This is a genomic window from Sphingomonas sp. M6A6_1c, assembly GCF_053345135.1.
The window spans coordinates 473,640-488,767 of sequence record NZ_JBKEZO010000002.1; the positions used below are offsets into that span (position 1 = coordinate 473,640).

General features: G+C 70.0%; 13 protein-coding genes. 3 read left to right on the plus strand and 10 right to left on the minus strand.

The features are described 5' to 3' along the window. Positions 1 to 188: 188 nt before the first annotated feature. Positions 189 to 2,798: an aminopeptidase N gene (pepN, locus tag ACLBWH_RS05345; RefSeq protein WP_447797287.1), complete on the minus strand. Its 2,610-nt coding sequence runs from the start codon at positions 2,796 to 2,798 to the stop codon at positions 189 to 191. Positions 2,799 to 2,910: 112 nt separating this feature from the next. On the opposite strand from pepN, the gene ACLBWH_RS05350 reads away from it, so the two are divergent. After that, complete coding sequence (locus tag ACLBWH_RS05350; protein ID WP_322848198.1) at positions 2,911 to 3,729, plus strand: NAD(P)-dependent oxidoreductase; 819 nt, start codon at positions 2,911 to 2,913, stop codon at positions 3,727 to 3,729. Here the strand turns inward: ACLBWH_RS05350 and ACLBWH_RS05355 are convergent. The 5 genes from ACLBWH_RS05355 to ACLBWH_RS05375 all read right to left on the minus strand — a co-directional run bounded on the left by ACLBWH_RS05355 (position 3,639) and on the right by ACLBWH_RS05375 (position 9,448). Beyond that, the gene (locus tag ACLBWH_RS05355; protein WP_322848197.1) at positions 3,639 to 4,556 is read right to left on the minus strand and encodes a DMT family transporter; all 918 of its coding nucleotides are present in this window, start codon (positions 4,554 to 4,556) and stop codon (positions 3,639 to 3,641) included. The two genes, ACLBWH_RS05350 and ACLBWH_RS05355, sit on opposite strands and share 91 nt — an antisense overlap. Continuing rightward, entirely contained in the window at positions 4,553 to 5,554 is a 1,002-nt protein-coding gene (locus tag ACLBWH_RS05360) for a threonine aldolase family protein (protein ID WP_447797289.1), read from the minus strand. Before ACLBWH_RS05360 ends, ACLBWH_RS05355 begins: the two co-directional genes overlap by 4 nt. Positions 5,555 to 5,737: 183 nt before the next feature. Next, the gene (locus ACLBWH_RS05365; RefSeq protein WP_447797291.1) at positions 5,738 to 6,028 is read right to left on the minus strand and encodes a hypothetical protein; all 291 of its coding nucleotides are present in this window, start codon (positions 6,026 to 6,028) and stop codon (positions 5,738 to 5,740) included. Between the two features lie 59 nt (positions 6,029 to 6,087). After that, on the minus strand, positions 6,088 to 6,678 hold the full coding sequence (locus tag ACLBWH_RS05370) for a cell wall hydrolase (protein WP_447797293.1): 591 nt from the start codon (positions 6,676 to 6,678) through the stop codon (positions 6,088 to 6,090). 616 nt (positions 6,679 to 7,294) lie between these two features. Then, on the minus strand, positions 7,295 to 9,448 hold the full coding sequence (locus tag ACLBWH_RS05375) for a transglycosylase domain-containing protein (protein ID WP_447797295.1): 2,154 nt from the start codon (positions 9,446 to 9,448) through the stop codon (positions 7,295 to 7,297). A 112-nt stretch (positions 9,449 to 9,560) separates the two neighbouring features. On the opposite strand from ACLBWH_RS05375, the gene ACLBWH_RS05380 reads away from it, so the two are divergent. After that, positions 9,561 to 10,142, plus strand: coding sequence for an NADPH-dependent FMN reductase (locus ACLBWH_RS05380; RefSeq protein WP_322848192.1), 582 nt, complete (start codon positions 9,561 to 9,563; stop codon positions 10,140 to 10,142). Positions 10,143 to 10,343: 201 nt separating this feature from the next. On the opposite strand, the gene ACLBWH_RS05385 is transcribed toward ACLBWH_RS05380, so the two are convergent. Next, positions 10,344 to 11,612, minus strand: coding sequence for a dicarboxylate/amino acid:cation symporter (locus ACLBWH_RS05385; RefSeq protein WP_447797297.1), 1,269 nt, complete (start codon positions 11,610 to 11,612; stop codon positions 10,344 to 10,346). A gap of 518 nt (positions 11,613 to 12,130) precedes the next feature. Between ACLBWH_RS05385 and ACLBWH_RS05390 the strand changes: the two genes are divergently transcribed. Continuing rightward, on the plus strand, positions 12,131 to 13,204 hold the full coding sequence (locus tag ACLBWH_RS05390) for a PLP-dependent cysteine synthase family protein (RefSeq protein WP_447797299.1): 1,074 nt from the start codon (positions 12,131 to 12,133) through the stop codon (positions 13,202 to 13,204). On the opposite strand, the gene ACLBWH_RS05395 is transcribed toward ACLBWH_RS05390, so the two are convergent. The 3 genes from ACLBWH_RS05395 to ACLBWH_RS05405 form a co-directional block, all read right to left on the minus strand. Then, complete coding sequence (locus ACLBWH_RS05395) at positions 13,120 to 13,764, minus strand: hypothetical protein (protein WP_447797302.1); 645 nt, start codon at positions 13,762 to 13,764, stop codon at positions 13,120 to 13,122. The genes ACLBWH_RS05390 and ACLBWH_RS05395 overlap by 85 nt on opposite strands. Further along, positions 13,761 to 14,003, minus strand: a complete 243-nt coding sequence (locus tag ACLBWH_RS05400; RefSeq protein WP_322848188.1) for a hypothetical protein — start codon at positions 14,001 to 14,003, stop codon at positions 13,761 to 13,763. The genes ACLBWH_RS05395 and ACLBWH_RS05400 overlap by 4 nt, the downstream gene beginning before the upstream one ends. 225 nt (positions 14,004 to 14,228) lie before the next feature. Beyond that, positions 14,229 to 15,110, minus strand: a complete 882-nt coding sequence (locus tag ACLBWH_RS05405; RefSeq protein ID WP_322848187.1) for a hypothetical protein — start codon at positions 15,108 to 15,110, stop codon at positions 14,229 to 14,231. Positions 15,111 to 15,128: the final 18 nt, after the last annotated feature.

A 15,128-nucleotide genomic window follows, 5' to 3' on the forward strand; every position in this document is an offset into this window, starting at 1 on the left:
CCCCGGCGAAGGCCGGGGCCCAGTTGGGCGAAGCGTCGTAATGACTTACAACGGCCTTCCCGATTGGGCCCCGGCCTCCGCCGGAGTACACCGGGTGTTGTGCAGAGGTTTTGCCGTTTCTGCGTAGGTGATGCGCTCTACCTTCAGCTGAAACGCATTTGGCATAACAGGGTGTTGGAGCGATCCCTCTACCCCAGGCTTTTCGACGCCTGTTCGAACACGTCCTTCGACAGCCCCGGCGTAGCGACGATCCGCTCCAGCTCGCCGCGCATCAGCGCCGCGCGATCCGCATCGAAGCGGCGCCAGCGCGCGAGCGGCGGCAGCAGCTTCGCCGCGGTCTGCGGGTTGAGCTTGTCGAGCGCGATCAACTGGTCGGCGAGGAAGCGATAGCCCGAGCCGTCCGCCGCGTTGAACGCGCGCTGGTTCGCCCCGAACGCACCGACCAGCGCGCGCGCGCGATTGGGGTTGGCGAGCGTGAAATCGGGATGCCGCGCGAGGTCGGCGACCAGCCGCCCGGTGTCGTCGCGCGACGACAGCGCCTGCGTCTGGAACCATTTGTCGATCACCAGCCCGTTGCCGGCATAGCGATGGTAGAAGATGTCGAGCGCCGCCTCGCGCTCGTCCGAATAGCCGTTGGCGAGCGTGCCGAGCGCACCCTGCCGGTCGGTCATGTTGTCGGCGCGCTCGAACTGGCGGAAGGCGATCGTCGCGGCATCGTCCGCACCGCTCGCCGCGATATAGCCGAGCGCGACGCTGCGCAGCCGGCGATGGCCCTTCGCCGCCGGACTGTAGACATAGGGGCCGCTGGGCGCGCGCTCGTAGGCGTCGCGCCAACGGTCGGCGAGGCGCAGCCCGAGCGCCCGGCGCAGCCCCTCGCGCGCGCGGAAGATCGCTTCGGGATCGACCATCGCGAGCTGGTCGCCGATGAACCCCTCCGACGGCAGCAGCACCGCCTCGGCAACGAACGCCGGATCGAGCGTGCGGTCGTCGAGCGTGTTGGCGACCGCGGTGATCACCGCGTCATTGTCGGGCCGCCCCTCGATCGTCGTCGCCACCAACGTGTCGAGCATCAATTGCTGCATCGCCTCGTAGCGCGCGAAGGGATCGTCGTCGTGCGCGCTGAGGAAGGCGAGATCGGCGGCCGACCGGTCGCTCTCGATGATCACCGGCGCGGAAAAGCCGCGGTTGACCGACAGCACCGGCCGTTCGGTGATGCCGTCGAACACGATCGTGCTCGCCGCATCGTCGAGCAGCACCAATTGCTCGTCGCCTAGCGCGCGGCCGGTCTCCGCGCCGAACACGCGGATGCGCAGCGGCAGCACCATCGGCTGCTTGTCGGGCTGGCCCGGCGTCGCCGGCACGTGCTGCGCGAGGCGCAACGTCGCGCGGCCGTCACCCGCCTGATGCGCCAGGCTGGCGGCGACGCGCGGCGTGCCCGCCTGGCTGTACCACAAGCGGAATTGCGTCAGGTCGCGGCCGCTCGCCTCTTCCATACAGGCGACGAAATCCTCGCAGGTCGCGGCGGTGCCGTCGAAGCGGGTGAAATAGAGGTCGGTGGCGGCGCGGAACGCCTGCGGCCCCAGGATCGTCGCCATCATCCGGATCAGCTCGGCGCCCTTGTTGTAGATCGTCGCGGTGTAGAAATTGCCGATCTCGATATAGCTTTCCGGGCGCACCGGATGCGCGAGCGGGCCGGCATCCTCCGGGAATTGCGCGGCGCGCAGGCCGCGCACGTCCTCGATCCGCTTGACCGCCGCCGAGCCCTGGTCCGCCGAAAAGCCCTGGTCGCGATAGACGGTGAAGCCTTCCTTGAGGCTGAGCTGGAACCAGTCGCGGCAGGTGATGCGATTGCCCGACCAATTGTGGAAATATTCGTGCGCCACCACCGCGGCGATCGCGTCGTAATCGTAATCGGTGGCGGTATCGGGATCGGCGAGGATGTAGCGGCTGTTGAAGATGTTCAGCCCCTTGTTCTCCATCGCGCCGAAATTGAAATCGTCGACCGCGACGATGTTGAACACGTCGAGGTCGTATTCGCGGCCGTAGACGCGCTCGTCCCACGCCATCGCCAGCTCGAGCGCGTGGAGCGCGTGCCGCGTCTTCTCGACGTCGCCGGCGCGTACCCAGATGCCGAGGTCGACGGTGCGGCCCGATTGCGTGGTGAACTGGCCGCGATTGACCGCGAGATCGCCGGCGACCAGCGCGAACAGATAGGAGGGCTTGGGGAAGGGGTCGTTCCATTCCGCCCAATGCCGGCCGTCGTCGAGCGTGCCCTGCGCGATCGGATCGCCGTTGGCGAGCAGCACCGGATAGCGCGCCGCATCGGCGATCATCCGCACCGCATAGCGGCTCAGCACGTCGGGCCGGTCGGGGAAATAGGTGATGCGGCGGAAGCCCTCCGCCTCGCATTGCGTGCACAGGATGCCGCCGCTGGCATAAAGGCCCATCAGCTGCGTGTTGCGCTCCGGCGCGATCTCCACCTCGGTCTCGACCGTGTGCGCGTCGCCGGGCAGCGGGACGACGAGCTGCTCGCCCTCGATCCGCCAATCCTCGGTGGCGACGCCGTCGATGCGCACCGCGAGCGGGCGCTGGCCGGCGCCATCGAGCCGCAGCGGGTCGCCGCTCGCATCGTTGCGCGTCACCGACAGCGTCGCGGTCACCCGCGTCGCGGCGGGATCGAGGTCGAACACCAGCCGCGTCTCCGGCACCAGCCAGGCGGGCGGGCGGTAATCGTGGCGGCTGATCGCCCCGGTCGCGGCGTGATCGGGCTGGGCGATGGCGTTGAGGGCGTCGAGCATCCACCCTTTATAAGAACGCACGCGTCCGCTGCCAGTCCTTCCTCCGCACAGGACCACGGCGCATCCTCGCGCTGGGCCGTCGACAAGCTCCGCCTGACGGGTAGGATGCGCTATGCTCCTGATCTTCGGCCTCGGTTATACCGCCACCCGCATCGCCGCCGCCTGGCCCGGCGCGACGCTCGGCACCACGCGCGACGGCCGCGACGGCAGCCTGCGCTTCGCCGACGAGGCCGCGGTGCGCCCGGCGATCGCCGCGGCGACGCACATCCTCTCCTCCGTCCCGCCGGAGGGGGAGGAGGATCCGGTGCTCGCCCGCTACGGCGATGCGCTCGGCGGCGGCCGGCTCTTCTATCTCTCCTCGACCGGCGTCTATGGCGATGCCGCGGGCGCGTGGGTCGACGAGAGCGCGCCCACCGGTTCCGGCCGCCGTTCGGCGCGCGCCGCCGCCGATGCCGCGTGGCTGGCGCACGGCGCGCGCGTCTTCCGCCTGCCCGGCATCTACGGTCCCGGCCGCTCGCCGCTCGACCGCGTCGCCGCGGGCCGGGCGCATCGCATCGGCCTGCCCGATCAGGTGTTCAGCCGCGTCCATGTCGACGATATCGTGGCGGGCGTCCTCGCCGCGCGCGACGCCCCCGCCGGCGCCTATAATCTCGCCGACGACCGCCCCTGTTCGCAGGACGCGGTCGTCGCCTTCGCCGCGCGCCTGCTCCGCCTGCCGCCGCCGCCGCTGGTCGCGCTGGAGACGCTGAGCCCGATGGCGCGCGGCTTCTATGCCGAGAACCGCCGCGTCGCCAACGGCAAGGCGAAGCGCATCCTCGGCTGGCGCCCCGTCTATCGCGATTACCGGTTCGGCCTGCGCGCCCTCAACGCGATGACCAGCCCGACCCCGGTCAGCGCCGCTCCCGCCGCGGCGAGCGGCGACCAACGATAGCCTTCGAACAATGTCGACAGCAGCATCGCGATCACCGGCACGATGACGCTCGAATAGGCCGCCTTGGCCGGCCCGATCACGCGCAGCACCTTGTAATAGAGCGGAAAGGCGACCGCCGAGCCGAACAGGCCGAGATAGAGGATCCCCGCCCAATAGGCGCCGCGCATCTCGACCACCGGCGGCCCGGTCAGCCACCAGGCGACCATCCCGTCGACGCCCGCGCCGATCAGCATCGATACCGCCAGCGTCGCCATCATCGGATAGCGTTTGGCGGTCGGCGTCGCCTGCAGCACGTTCGCCATCGACGCGGCGAGGATCGCCACCCCGGTGAAACCGATCCCGGCCAGCGTCGCCGCGGTCCCCGCCGGGCCGCTGCGCGCCTCGTGCAGGAACAGCAGCGCGATCCCCGCCATCGCCACCGCCGATCCCGCGATCAGCTGCCCGCCCATCCTTTGCCCGAGCAGGATGCGCGCCAACAGCGCGTTGGGCACCAGCAGGATCGCGAACACCACCGCGACGAGGCCGGAGGTGATGTGATGCTCGGCGCGATAGACGAAGTTGAAGTTGAGGCAGAATTGCAGCACGCCGACCGCCGCGGCGAACGCCCAGCCGCGCCCATCGAGCGCGAACCGTTCGCCCTTCGCCCTGGCGACGATCGTCATCGCGATGCCCGCGACGAGGAAGCGGTAGGTCACCGACCAGCTCGGCGGCACCACGCCCAATTGGTCGCGGATCACCAGCCAGGTCGATCCCCAGATCAGCGTCACCAAGGCGAAGGGGACGAGGATCGCCGCCCGCGTCGACCGGGGCGCGGCGGCCTCGCTCACAGCTCCCCGATCGCCGCCGCGAGCAGCGCGACCTGATCGGCCGGGCTGTCCCACGCCGTCACCAGCCGGATCTCGCCCGCCGCCCAATCGTAGAAGTCGAACCCCTGCGCGCGCAGCGCCGCCGCCTCGTCGGGCGTCGCCTGCAGGAACACCTCGTTCGCCTCGACCGGGTGGACCAGCCGCGCCCCCGCCGCCGCCGCCAGCGCCGCCGCGCGCGCATTGGCGGCGCGGGCATTGTCGAGCCACAGGTCGTCCTCCAGCATCGCCAGCACCTGCGCGGCGAGATAGCGGCCCTTGGAGAACAGCAGCCCCGCCCGCTTGCGCCGGTACAGCGTCGCCCCGGCAAGCGCCGGCTTGAAGAAGACGAGCAGTTCGGCGCTCATCGCCCCGTTCTTGACGAAGCCGAAGCTCAGCGCGTCGACCCCCGCCTGCCACGTCACCGCGGCGGGCGAGCACCCCAGCGTCGCCACCGCATTGGCGAAGCGCGCGCCGTCCATATGCAGTCCCAGCCCGCGCGTCCGCGCCAGCGCGCCGATCGCGGCGACCTCGTCGGGCGTATAGACGCGGCCATACTCGGTGGCGTTGGTGATCGAGATCGCATGCGGCTGGACGCGATGCACGTCGTTGGCGATCGCGTCGATCACCGCGGCGATCGTGCCGGGGGTCAGCTTCGCGCCCTCGCCGTCGGCGAGATAGAGTTTGGCGCCATGGGTGTAGAATTCCGGCGCGCCGCCCTCGTCGTTCTGGATATGCGCGTCGCGATGACACACCACCGCGCCATGCGGCGGGCACAAGGCGGCGAGCGCGAGGCAGTTCGCCGCGGTCCCGGTCGGCACCCACAGGGCCGCGACATCGGTGCCGAACAGATCGGACAACCGTCCGTCGAGCGCCTGCGACCGCGCATCGCCGTCATAAGCGGTGTCGAGCGTGTTCGCCTCGGCGAGGGCGGCCATCACCTTGGGATGCACCGGTGCGGCATTGTCTGAAAAGAAGCGCATGCCGAAAACCTTGCGGCGCGGGGCCGGCACCGTCAACCGCGCTTGGCGGGCGAATGGCCACCGCCCTGACTGACACTTCGGAGGAACCCACCCGTGCTCCTGCGAACGCAGGAGCACGGGTGGGTTCGCGGACGTCCCGATCACGTCCGGGTGACGGGAGAGCCTGGAAGCCCTACCCCGCGATCACCCCATCCGCTCGGTCAGCACGATCTCGCCCTCGACCTCGATATCCTCGTCGCTGTCGAGATCGGCATCCTCGGGCATGTCGAATTCCGCGCTCCAGTCGTACACCTTCGCCGCGCCGCCCTCGATCCACACGCGCACCGCGCCGCTGGTGATCTCGCCGCCCATCGCGCCGACGAAGTCGGTGACCAGCGCATCGGCGGCGCTTTCGTGATCGGTCACGCCGGGGATGCTCGCCGCCTCGACCTCTTCGTCCAACTCGATGATCTGCGCCCAGAATCGTTTTGCCATCGTCTGCTTCCTTGCTGCGGGGGGCGGTCTTGCCAGATCGGCGCGCGAAACGCTCGCCTCTAATGCCGCACGTAGAACAGGTGCGAGCGCACCCGCCCGACCTTGACCAACGTATCGCGCCAATAGGGCACCATCCAGTCGGTATGGTAATGCGTCGCCCGCCCGACCGTGGCGAAGACATAGCCGCCGAGCGCCCGCCGCGCCGCGCGCCGTGCCGCGCCCCAGCCGAGGTGCACCGGCCGCCGGACGAACGAACCGTCGCAGGTGAACGAGAATTGGCAGCCCGTCGTCCGGTCCGATCCCTGATAGACGACGCCGCAGATCGTCTTGGGAAAGCCCGGCGCGCGCACCCGGTTGAGGATCACCTGGATCACCGCCTGCTGTCCGCGGCGGTCGTCGCCCGCTTCGTAGAGCGCGGCGGTGGCGAGGCATTCCGCCGCCTGCTCGCGCGCCGCCGGCCCGCCCTGGAAGCGATAGGGCAGGGCGCGCAGCCGCCGTTTCGTCTCGATCGGCACCGCCGCGTTCGACGCGCGCGCCTCTTCCATCGTCAGCGGCCTCGCGACCTGCGGCGCCGGCGGCAGCGCGAACCGCCACGGCCCGATCGACCCCGCCACCACGATCACTACCGCGACGACGCCGAGCAGCAGCAACCACCGCTCCGACGCAAGATCATGCGCCTTACGCCGCCCGCGCGGCCGGGAAGGGGTGCGTCGCTGCGCCATGGTGCGACCGTCTAGCCGAGGCGGAGCACGATGCCAGCCCGCATGCGCGCCGCTTCCCCACGTATCCGTCACCCCGGACTCGTTCCGGGCCGCAGGCGAACGGCATCATCTCAAGCGTTTCTCCTCGCCGCAGAGTAGACCCCGGAACGAGGCCGGGGTGACGGCGGAAGCCGGGAGAGCATTGGGCGAAGATAAACGCCTAGGCGACTGGCCCGCATCCCGGCTCGATATTCCGCATGGCGACGACCCTTCACTCAACCCCAGTGCTCCCGCGCAGGCGGTAGCCCAGGAGTCGCGAATGTCGTCAGGCGTTGCTCTGCTCAACCCTTAATCGCTCCAGCGCTCGCAGACATCGCAAGAAGAAGAGCGGGATCACGCGAAGGCGCGAAGGTGTACCGCGTGGGGCGGCGTCGTCCTGTCATCGCAATCGCCTGATGGAAAGGGCCGCAACCGCGGCGAGCGCAACACCTTCGCGCCTTCGCGTCTTCGCGCGAACACATCCCTCGTCGCTACGCGTCCCGCGGCAGCCGGATACCGATCCGGCCTATTCCTCATCCCCCCCGTCGCCACCACGCCGGTCGCGCGGTGGCGGCGCGTCCGGCGGGACCGGCGCGCGGTCGCGGCCCGGCGTGATGCTGATGCTGCCGTCGCGGCCCATCTTCATCTGCATGCCGAAGCCGTCGATCGTCCCCTCGGGCGCGGCGATGTCGCCCATCGATTCGTCCAATGCCTCATCGGGGCCGACGACCGCCTCGGGGTCCATCGCATTCTCCTCGATCACTACCGGCGCGACGACCGGCGCGATGTTGAGTGCGGAGACCATGAACTGGCGCCACAATTGCGCTGGGATGCCGCCGCCGTGCAGCCCGGCATTGGGCGAGCTGTCGTCGTTGCCGACCCACACGCCGACCACCAGATCGCCGGCGAAGCCGATGAACCAGGCGTCGCGGCTGTTCTGCGACGTCCCCGTCTTGCCATAAGCCGGCAGCGTCAGCACCGCGGCGCGACCGGTGCCGCGCAGCGACGCGCCGAGCAGGTCGAGCATATGCTCGCGGATGCCGTCGGGCATCGTGCTCGGCCCGCCGGTCAGCGACTGATACCAGCTCTTGCTCGCGCCGCTGTCCTCCAGCCCGCGCGGGTGGACCGGATATTTGCCGTTGGCGACCGCCGCATAGGCCGCGGTCAGTTCGAGCAGCGAGACCTCCGCGGTGCCGAGCCCGATCGTCGCCTCGTTGGGGATCGGCGTCGAGATGCCGAGATCACGCGCCGCCTTGATGACGTTGCGCACGCCGACCTCCTGCGTCAGCCGCGCCGCGACGACGTTGCTCGACCGGGCGAAGGCGCGGCGCAGCGTGATCGGCCCGAGATAGCGGTTGTCGTCGTTCTTCGGCTTCCAGCCGGCGATCTCGATCCGGCTGTCGTCGGCCATCGTGTCGGGCGTCATGCCGGCGCGCATCGCGGCGAGATAGACGAACAATTTGAACGTCGAGCCGGGCTGGCGGCGTGCCTGCGTCGCGCGGTTGAACGGGCTCTTGGCGTAATCCTTGCCGCCGACCATCGCGACGACGCGGCCGTCGCGGCGCATCGCGACCATCGCCACCTGCGCCTGCCGCAGCCCCGCCTGCCGCACGACGCGCTCGGCGGTATTCTGCAGCCGGCGATCGAGCGTCGTCTTCACCGTCGCCTCGGTCTTGATCTCGCCCGCCTGGTCGCGCGCGTCGGGCAGCACCCAGTCGGCGAAATAGGTGCCGCTCGGCAATTGCGTCGGGCGGCTGGCCAGCACGCGCTGCGGCTCGACCTCGGCGGCCTCGGCCTTGGTGATGAAGCCCGCTTCCGCCATCGCCCGCACCACCAGCATCTCGCGCTTGCGCGCGCCTTCCAGATTGCTGGTCGGCGCGAGCCGCGACGGCGCCTTGACCAGGCCGGCGAGCATCGCCGCCTGGCCGACGTTCATCTTCTCGGGCTCGCGGCCGAAATAATGTTTCGACGCGGCGCGCAGGCCATAGACGTTGTCGCCGAAATAGACGTTCGACAGATAGCGCGACAGGATCTCGTCCTTGCTCAGCCATGCCTCGAGCCAGAAGGAGATCATCACCTCGCGGATCTTGCGGGCGGCGGTGCGGTCCGAATCGAGGAAGGCGTTCTTGGCGAGCTGCTGCGTGATCGTGCTGCCGCCCTCGCGCACCCCGCCCGAGCCGACATTGTGGACGAAGGCGCGCAGGATGCCGCGCGGGTCGATTCCCCAATGCGAGCGGAAGCGGCGGTCCTCGATCGCCAGGAACGCGTCGGTGACGTGCGCGGGCAGCTTGGCGGCGTCGACCGGCGCGCCGATGATCGCGCCGCGCCGCGCGATCGGCGTGCCGTCGTCCGCGGTCAGCGTGATCGACGGCGGCGTCGGCGGCTTGAGCGAGCGGCTCAGCGGCGCGGTGACCGCGAGCCAGCCGATCGCGATCACCAGCAGGACGATCCCCACGCCGATGCCGCGCACGATCCAGCGGCCGATGTTGCGCGGGCTGCGCGGCGACGGCGGCAGGTCGCCGCCGGACGGATCGTCGCGGTCGAGGAAGTCGTCGAAGCGGCCGCCCAGGCGGTGGTCGCGCGGTGTCTCGTCGTCCAGCTCGTAGCGCTGGCCGATGGAATTGCGGCGATTGGTATCGACGGGTTCGTGACGCATCGGCTCGTCCCAGCGGTCAGCCATGAGGTGTATTACAATCCTAAAACAGCTGAGGCAAGGGCGCACGGCTATGCGTGCGGTTAGCGAAGTTTACCTTGGCTGGCGCCGTCCGTCGAGCCGCGCTATCGCAGGCGTCATGGCAGTCGATCCCGCTTCTCCCCCCCTCGTCGTCGGCATCGGCGGCACCATCGGCGGCGTGTCGTCGACCGAGCGCGCGCTCCGCATCGCGCTCGACGCGGCGGAGCGCGAGGGCTTCCGCACCCGCATGTTCGGCGGCGCCGACATGGCGCGCCTGCCGCTCTACGACCCGCGCGCGACCAGCCGCACCGCCGACGAGGAGGCGTTCGTCGACGCGGTGCGGCAGGCGTCGGCGGTGATCATCGCCAGCCCCGGCTATCACGGCAGCATCTCGGGCGTGGTCAAGAACGCGCTCGACCTGCTCGAGGAGACGGCGAAGGATCCGCGCCCCTATCTCGCCGACATGCCGGTCGGGCTGATCGCGACGGCTTACGGCTGGCAGGCGACGGGCTCGACGATCGCGGCGCTGCGCTCGATCGTCCACGCGCTGCGCGGCTGGCCGACGCCCTTCGCCGCGGCGATCAACACGCAGATCACCAAGTTCGACGCCGACGGCGGCGCGAGCGACCCCGCGGTGGTCGAACAGCTCGGGATCGTCGGCCGGCAGGTCGCGCGGTTCGCACCGCTCGCCACGGCCTGATCCCCGGACGCCATCACCGGGCAACATGGACAAGTTGGACACCTTAACGGAAACGATCCGGGTCTATCGTTTCGATTCCTGCACCAATGAAAAAGAGCCGCGCCGTCCGACGACGGCTTACCGGATGCGCGGCCGGTAGGACAGGCGCGCGCGTTTCCGGCGTCGGTGCAAGGCTTTGCCCCGGAGTCGCACCTATATCGTTCAGGCCGGGACCAATTCGCCCGCGTTCGACTCGGCCAGCAGCCCCTGCCGCTTGGCGACGATCGCCGGGATCAGCGCCTGCCCCGCGACGTTGACCGCGGTGCGGCCCATGTCGAGGATCGGGTCGATCGCGAGCAGCAGCCCCGCGCCTTCCAGCGGGAGGCCGAGCGTCGACAGCGTCAGCGTCAGCATCACCAGCGCGCCGGTCAGCCCCGCGGTCGCCGCCGAGCCGAGCACCGAGACGAGCACGATCAGCAGATAATCCGTGCCGTGCAGCGGGATATTGTAATATTGCGCGACGAACAAAGCCGCGACCGCGGGATAGACGGCGGCGCAGCCGTCCATCTTGGTCGTCGCCGCGAACGGCACCGCGAAGGCGGCATAGCTGCGCGACACGCCGAGCCGCTCGACCACCTGTTCGGTGACGGGCAAGGTCGCGATCGACGAGCGCGAGACGAAGCCCAATTGGATCGCCGGCCAGGCGGTGGCGAAGAAACGCTTCGGGCTCATGCCGTTGGCGAGCAGCAGCAGCGGATAGACGACGAACAGCACGAGGCCGAGGCCGATATAGATGGCGATCGCGAAGGTGCCGAGCGCCGACAGCGACTGCCAGCCGTAGCGGACGATCGCGCTGCCGAGCAGCGCACCGGTGCCGATCGGGGTCAGCCGCACTACCCAGCGCAGGATGCGGCGGAAGATCGCCAATGCCGAGGCGTTGAAGGCGAGGAACGGCGCGCCGGCCTCACCCGTCCGCACCGCGGCGACGCCGATCGCGATCGCGACGACGATCAGCTGGAGCACGTTGAACGACAGTCCGGTCTTCGCGCCGCCGTCGGCGAGCCTGGTCGAGGCTTCGAGGCCGAGGATATTGGCCGGCACCAGCCCGCGCAGGAAGTCGAGCCACGACCCCGCAGTCTCGGGCCGCACCGCAGCGGCGGCGCTGACCCCGGCATGCGCGCCGGGCTGCAGCAATGTGCCGAGCGTCAGCCCGATCGACACCGCGATCAGTGCCGACAGTCCGAACCAGAGGAAGGTGCCGGTGACCAGCCGCGCGGCGTTGTTGAGGTCGCGCAGCGCGGCGATCGACGCGACGATCGCGGTGAAGACGAGCGGCACGACCAGCGCCTTGAGCAATTGCACGAAGATGTCGCCGACGATCTTCAGCCCGTCGGCGAGCCCGGCGAGCGCATAGCTGCGCGCGACGAAGCCGAGCGCGAGCCCGATCGCCATGCCGATGAACACCTGCACGCCGAAGGGAGGGCGGGTCACTGCGTTGAAGTCCTGATCATCGCGGGGATGTAGGGGGTGGGCGGTGTTGGCGCGACGATAGAAATGGTGGAGGCGGGTAAAGATGGGGTGCGGTTTTGTCTGCCTCATGGCTCCCGCCCCATCCTCCCCCTCCGTCAGCGCTGACGCTCTGCCACCTCCCCCTGGCGGGGGAGGAATAAGGAAGTCCTCCCCCGCCAGGGCAGGGCGATCGCATATGGCCCTCCCGGTAAGTCGTACGCCCTCCAAATCCACTTCGTCACCCCGGCCTTGCGCCGGGGTCCCGCTTCTTTGGACGGCGCGAAGAAGCGGGATGCCGGATCAAGTCCGGCATGACGGGGATGGGAAAGCCGTTGCAACACCCCAATGGCCATATGCGATCGCCCTGCCCGCCAGGGGGAGGTGGCGCCCCGAAGGCGTGACGGAGGGGGAGGACAGGGCGGGAGCTCCACGATCACGCGCGCCGTCGAGTTGCGCACCACCCTGTCCGTTTCCGCCCCATCCGTGTAGAGGCCGCCGCCATGACTCACGCAACCGACACCGAACGTCGCTGGCTGACCGAGGCGGTGCGGCGGATCGAGGCGGATTACAACCGCTCGGCGGACACGCATCTGATCCGCCTCGAATTGCCGCGCTTTCCCGGCATCACGCTGTATCTCAAGGACGAAAGCTCGCACCCGACCGGCAGCCTCAAGCACCGGCTGGCGCGCTCGCTGTTCCTCTACGCTCTGTGCAACGCGTGGATCGGGCCGCGCACCACGGTGATCGAGGCGTCGTCGGGGTCGACCGCGGTGTCGGAGGCCTATTTCGCGCGGATGCTCGGGTTGCGCTTCATCGCGGTGGTACCCGCGCAGACCGCGGCGCCCAAGCTCGATGCGATCCGCTTCTACGGCGGCGAGATTCATGCGGTCGACGATCCGCGCACCGTCTATGCCGCCGCGCAGCGGCTCGCGGCGGAAACCGGCGGCCATTATATGGACCAGTTCACGTACGCCGAGCGGGCGACCGACTGGCGCGGCAACAACAATATCGCCGAGAGCATCTTCGCGCAAATGGCGCAGGAGGAGCATCCGGTACCGCGCTGGGTGGTGTGCGGCGCCGGCACCGGCGGCACCTCGGCCACGATCGGCCGCTTCATCCGCTACCAGCGGCATGCGACGCGATTGTGCGTCGCGGACCCCGAACATTCGGTATTCCACCGCCATTTCGCCGACCCGCGCGTCACCGCGCTGCCCGATGGCTGCGCGTCGCGCGTCGAGGGGATCGGCCGGCCGCGGCTCGAACCGAGCTTCATCCCCTCGGTGATCGACCGGATGATCGCGGTCGAGGACGCCGCCAGCGTCGGCGCGATGCGCGCGCTGTCGGACGTGCTCGGCCGCTCGGTCGGCGGCTCGACCGGCACCAACCTCCACGCCTGCGCGCAACTCGTCACCGAGATGGCGGCGGCGGGCGAGCAGGGCAGTATCGTGACGCTGCTATGCGACGGCGGCGACCGCTACGCCTGCACCTATTACGACGACGCCTGGTGCGCGACGCACGGCGTCGCCTGGAACGACGCGGCGGCGGCGATGCGCGGCTTCCTCGGCGCGGGCTGACGGCGCGGCGGCATCACCGGCGGGGCGAGCATCAGCCGATGCCCGAGCCGGTCGTAGAAGCGGCAGACGTCGATGATCTCGGTACGGCCCGGCGCGAGCCGTGTGCCCAAAGCATAGCGGCGCAGTTCGTCGCCCGCGGTCGCGCGCCAGCCGGCGGTCATCACGCTGCCGCCGGCGACGTCGGGCCGGCGCACCACGCCGTTGCAATGGATCAGGCAGGCGCTGGACCGGCCGAGCGCGAGCAAGCGTGCGCGATCGGCGCCGAGGGTGAGCGGGTGGACGCCATAATCGCGCAGCTTGTTGGCGGTGTTGCGCTGCTCCTCGCGCACGACATGGCCCGCCGACGCGCCGAGTTCATCGAGCAGGCCGTGCAGGAAGCGGTCGAGCTCGCGCAGGCAATTGGCGACGAAGCGGGCACGGGTACGCGCATGTGCGCCCTGCGGCCAGCCGTCGGTGATCACCGGACGCTCGGCGAGCGCGGCGAGGAAGGTCGCGCCGCGGGTCAAGGTGTCGTGCGCCGCCGCTGCCCCCCGCAGCGGCGTGACGCGGGTATGAATCACGCCTCGCTATGCACCGGATCGGTGTCGGCATCCTCGGATGCGGCGAGCGTGCTGGCGGCGCGGGTGGCGGCGGCGCGCTGGTCGCGCATCGCCTCGGTCCGCTCGGCGCGGGCGGCCATCGCTTCCCACGACCGTGCGGCGCGCTCGCACCGGTCGCGGACGTTGTCCAGATTGGCCTCGGACGCGTTGTTGCGCTCCTGATCGGCCTGCTTGCGGAAGAATGTGGCGTCGCTGGACATCGGGCACCTCGTCAGCGGAAAGAAGAGAGGCAGGGAAGGGCGAACGGCGCGGTCGAACACCGGCGCGTCACGTCGATATGCGACTATACGGACACCCTAGATGGGCGCGAACCGCTCGATAAGCAAGTGACGCCCCCGCCGGTCGTCCGATCGGACGGCGACGGAGGCGCATCTGCCCGCGAGGGGGGAGCGGCAGGTCGAAATACGCCGACCTGCCGCCGACACTCAGCGCAGGCGGCGGCGCGTCGCCGCCGTCGCGCCGAACCCGGCCGCACCGGCGCCGACCAGCAGCGCGAGCACGATGATGAATGAGGTACCGGCAGCCGCACCGGCGGCGGCGTCGGTCGCCGACTTGGCGGTCGCGACGGCCTTGTCCTTCGTCTTGACGAAATCGGCCTTGGCGCGCGTCACCTGGGCCTGCGCCTCGGGACGGCTGATCTTGCGCTGCGCGGCGACGATATCGACCACGCGGCTTTCCGCCTGCGCGCCCTCGTTGCCGCCGCGTGCCAGCGCGGGAAGCTGCTTGGCGATTTCCTTCTGCGCCTGTTCCGGCGTCATCTGCGCGGGGTCGGACGGCGCGGCGGACAGATAGGCGGCGGCCTCCTGGCGCACGTCGCCCTGATCGACACCGGCAACCTCCGCGGCGCGCGGTGCGACCGCACCGACGCTCGAACCCGCGGCGCCGGCGACCGCACCGACGGTGCGGAACGCGCCGCCGATGATCCCGCCGACCGCCGAGGTCAGCAGGTACAGCGTCAGGATCAGCGTCACGCCCCAGACGACCAGGCCGTGGACCAGCGCGTCGAAGCGATCAGTCGCGCCGCCGACGCGCGCCGCGGCATAGCCGCCCGCGCCGAGTGCTACGATCGTCGTGATCAGCCAATAGATGCCGGCGCCGATGCCGAAGCCGGCGGCGCCGGGCGTCGTGCCCTCGACCGGATCGACCATCGTCAGCCCGATGCCGGTACCGAGGATGCCGAGCACCAGCTGGATCGCCACCGCGATCACCACGCCGGCGAAGATCGCGCCCCAGGACAGCCGCTTCGGCCCACGCAGGATCGCGTTCTCTTCTGCCGGCGTCACGCCGGTCGTCGTCATCGTCACCATATTCACTCCTGTTGTCGT

Coding starts and splice junctions, on each gene's coding strand:
- pepN (WP_447797287.1), bottom strand. CDS start 2,798: ATGCTCGACGCCCTCAACGCCATCGCCCAGCCCGATCACGCCGCGACC.
- ACLBWH_RS05350 (WP_322848198.1), top strand. CDS start 2,911: ATGCTCCTGATCTTCGGCCTCGGTTATACCGCCACCCGCATCGCCGCC.
- ACLBWH_RS05360 (WP_447797289.1), bottom strand. CDS start 5,554: ATGCGCTTCTTTTCAGACAATGCCGCACCGGTGCATCCCAAGGTGATG.
- ACLBWH_RS05365 (WP_447797291.1), bottom strand. CDS start 6,028: ATGGCAAAACGATTCTGGGCGCAGATCATCGAGTTGGACGAAGAGGTC.
- ACLBWH_RS05375 (WP_447797295.1), bottom strand. CDS start 9,448: ATGGCTGACCGCTGGGACGAGCCGATGCGTCACGAACCCGTCGATACC.
- ACLBWH_RS05380 (WP_322848192.1), top strand. CDS start 9,561: ATGGCAGTCGATCCCGCTTCTCCCCCCCTCGTCGTCGGCATCGGCGGC.
- ACLBWH_RS05390 (WP_447797299.1), top strand. CDS start 12,131: ATGACTCACGCAACCGACACCGAACGTCGCTGGCTGACCGAGGCGGTG.
- ACLBWH_RS05400 (WP_322848188.1), bottom strand. CDS start 14,003: ATGTCCAGCGACGCCACATTCTTCCGCAAGCAGGCCGATCAGGAGCGC.
- ACLBWH_RS05405 (WP_322848187.1), bottom strand. CDS start 15,110: ATGGTGACGATGACGACGACCGGCGTGACGCCGGCAGAAGAGAACGCG.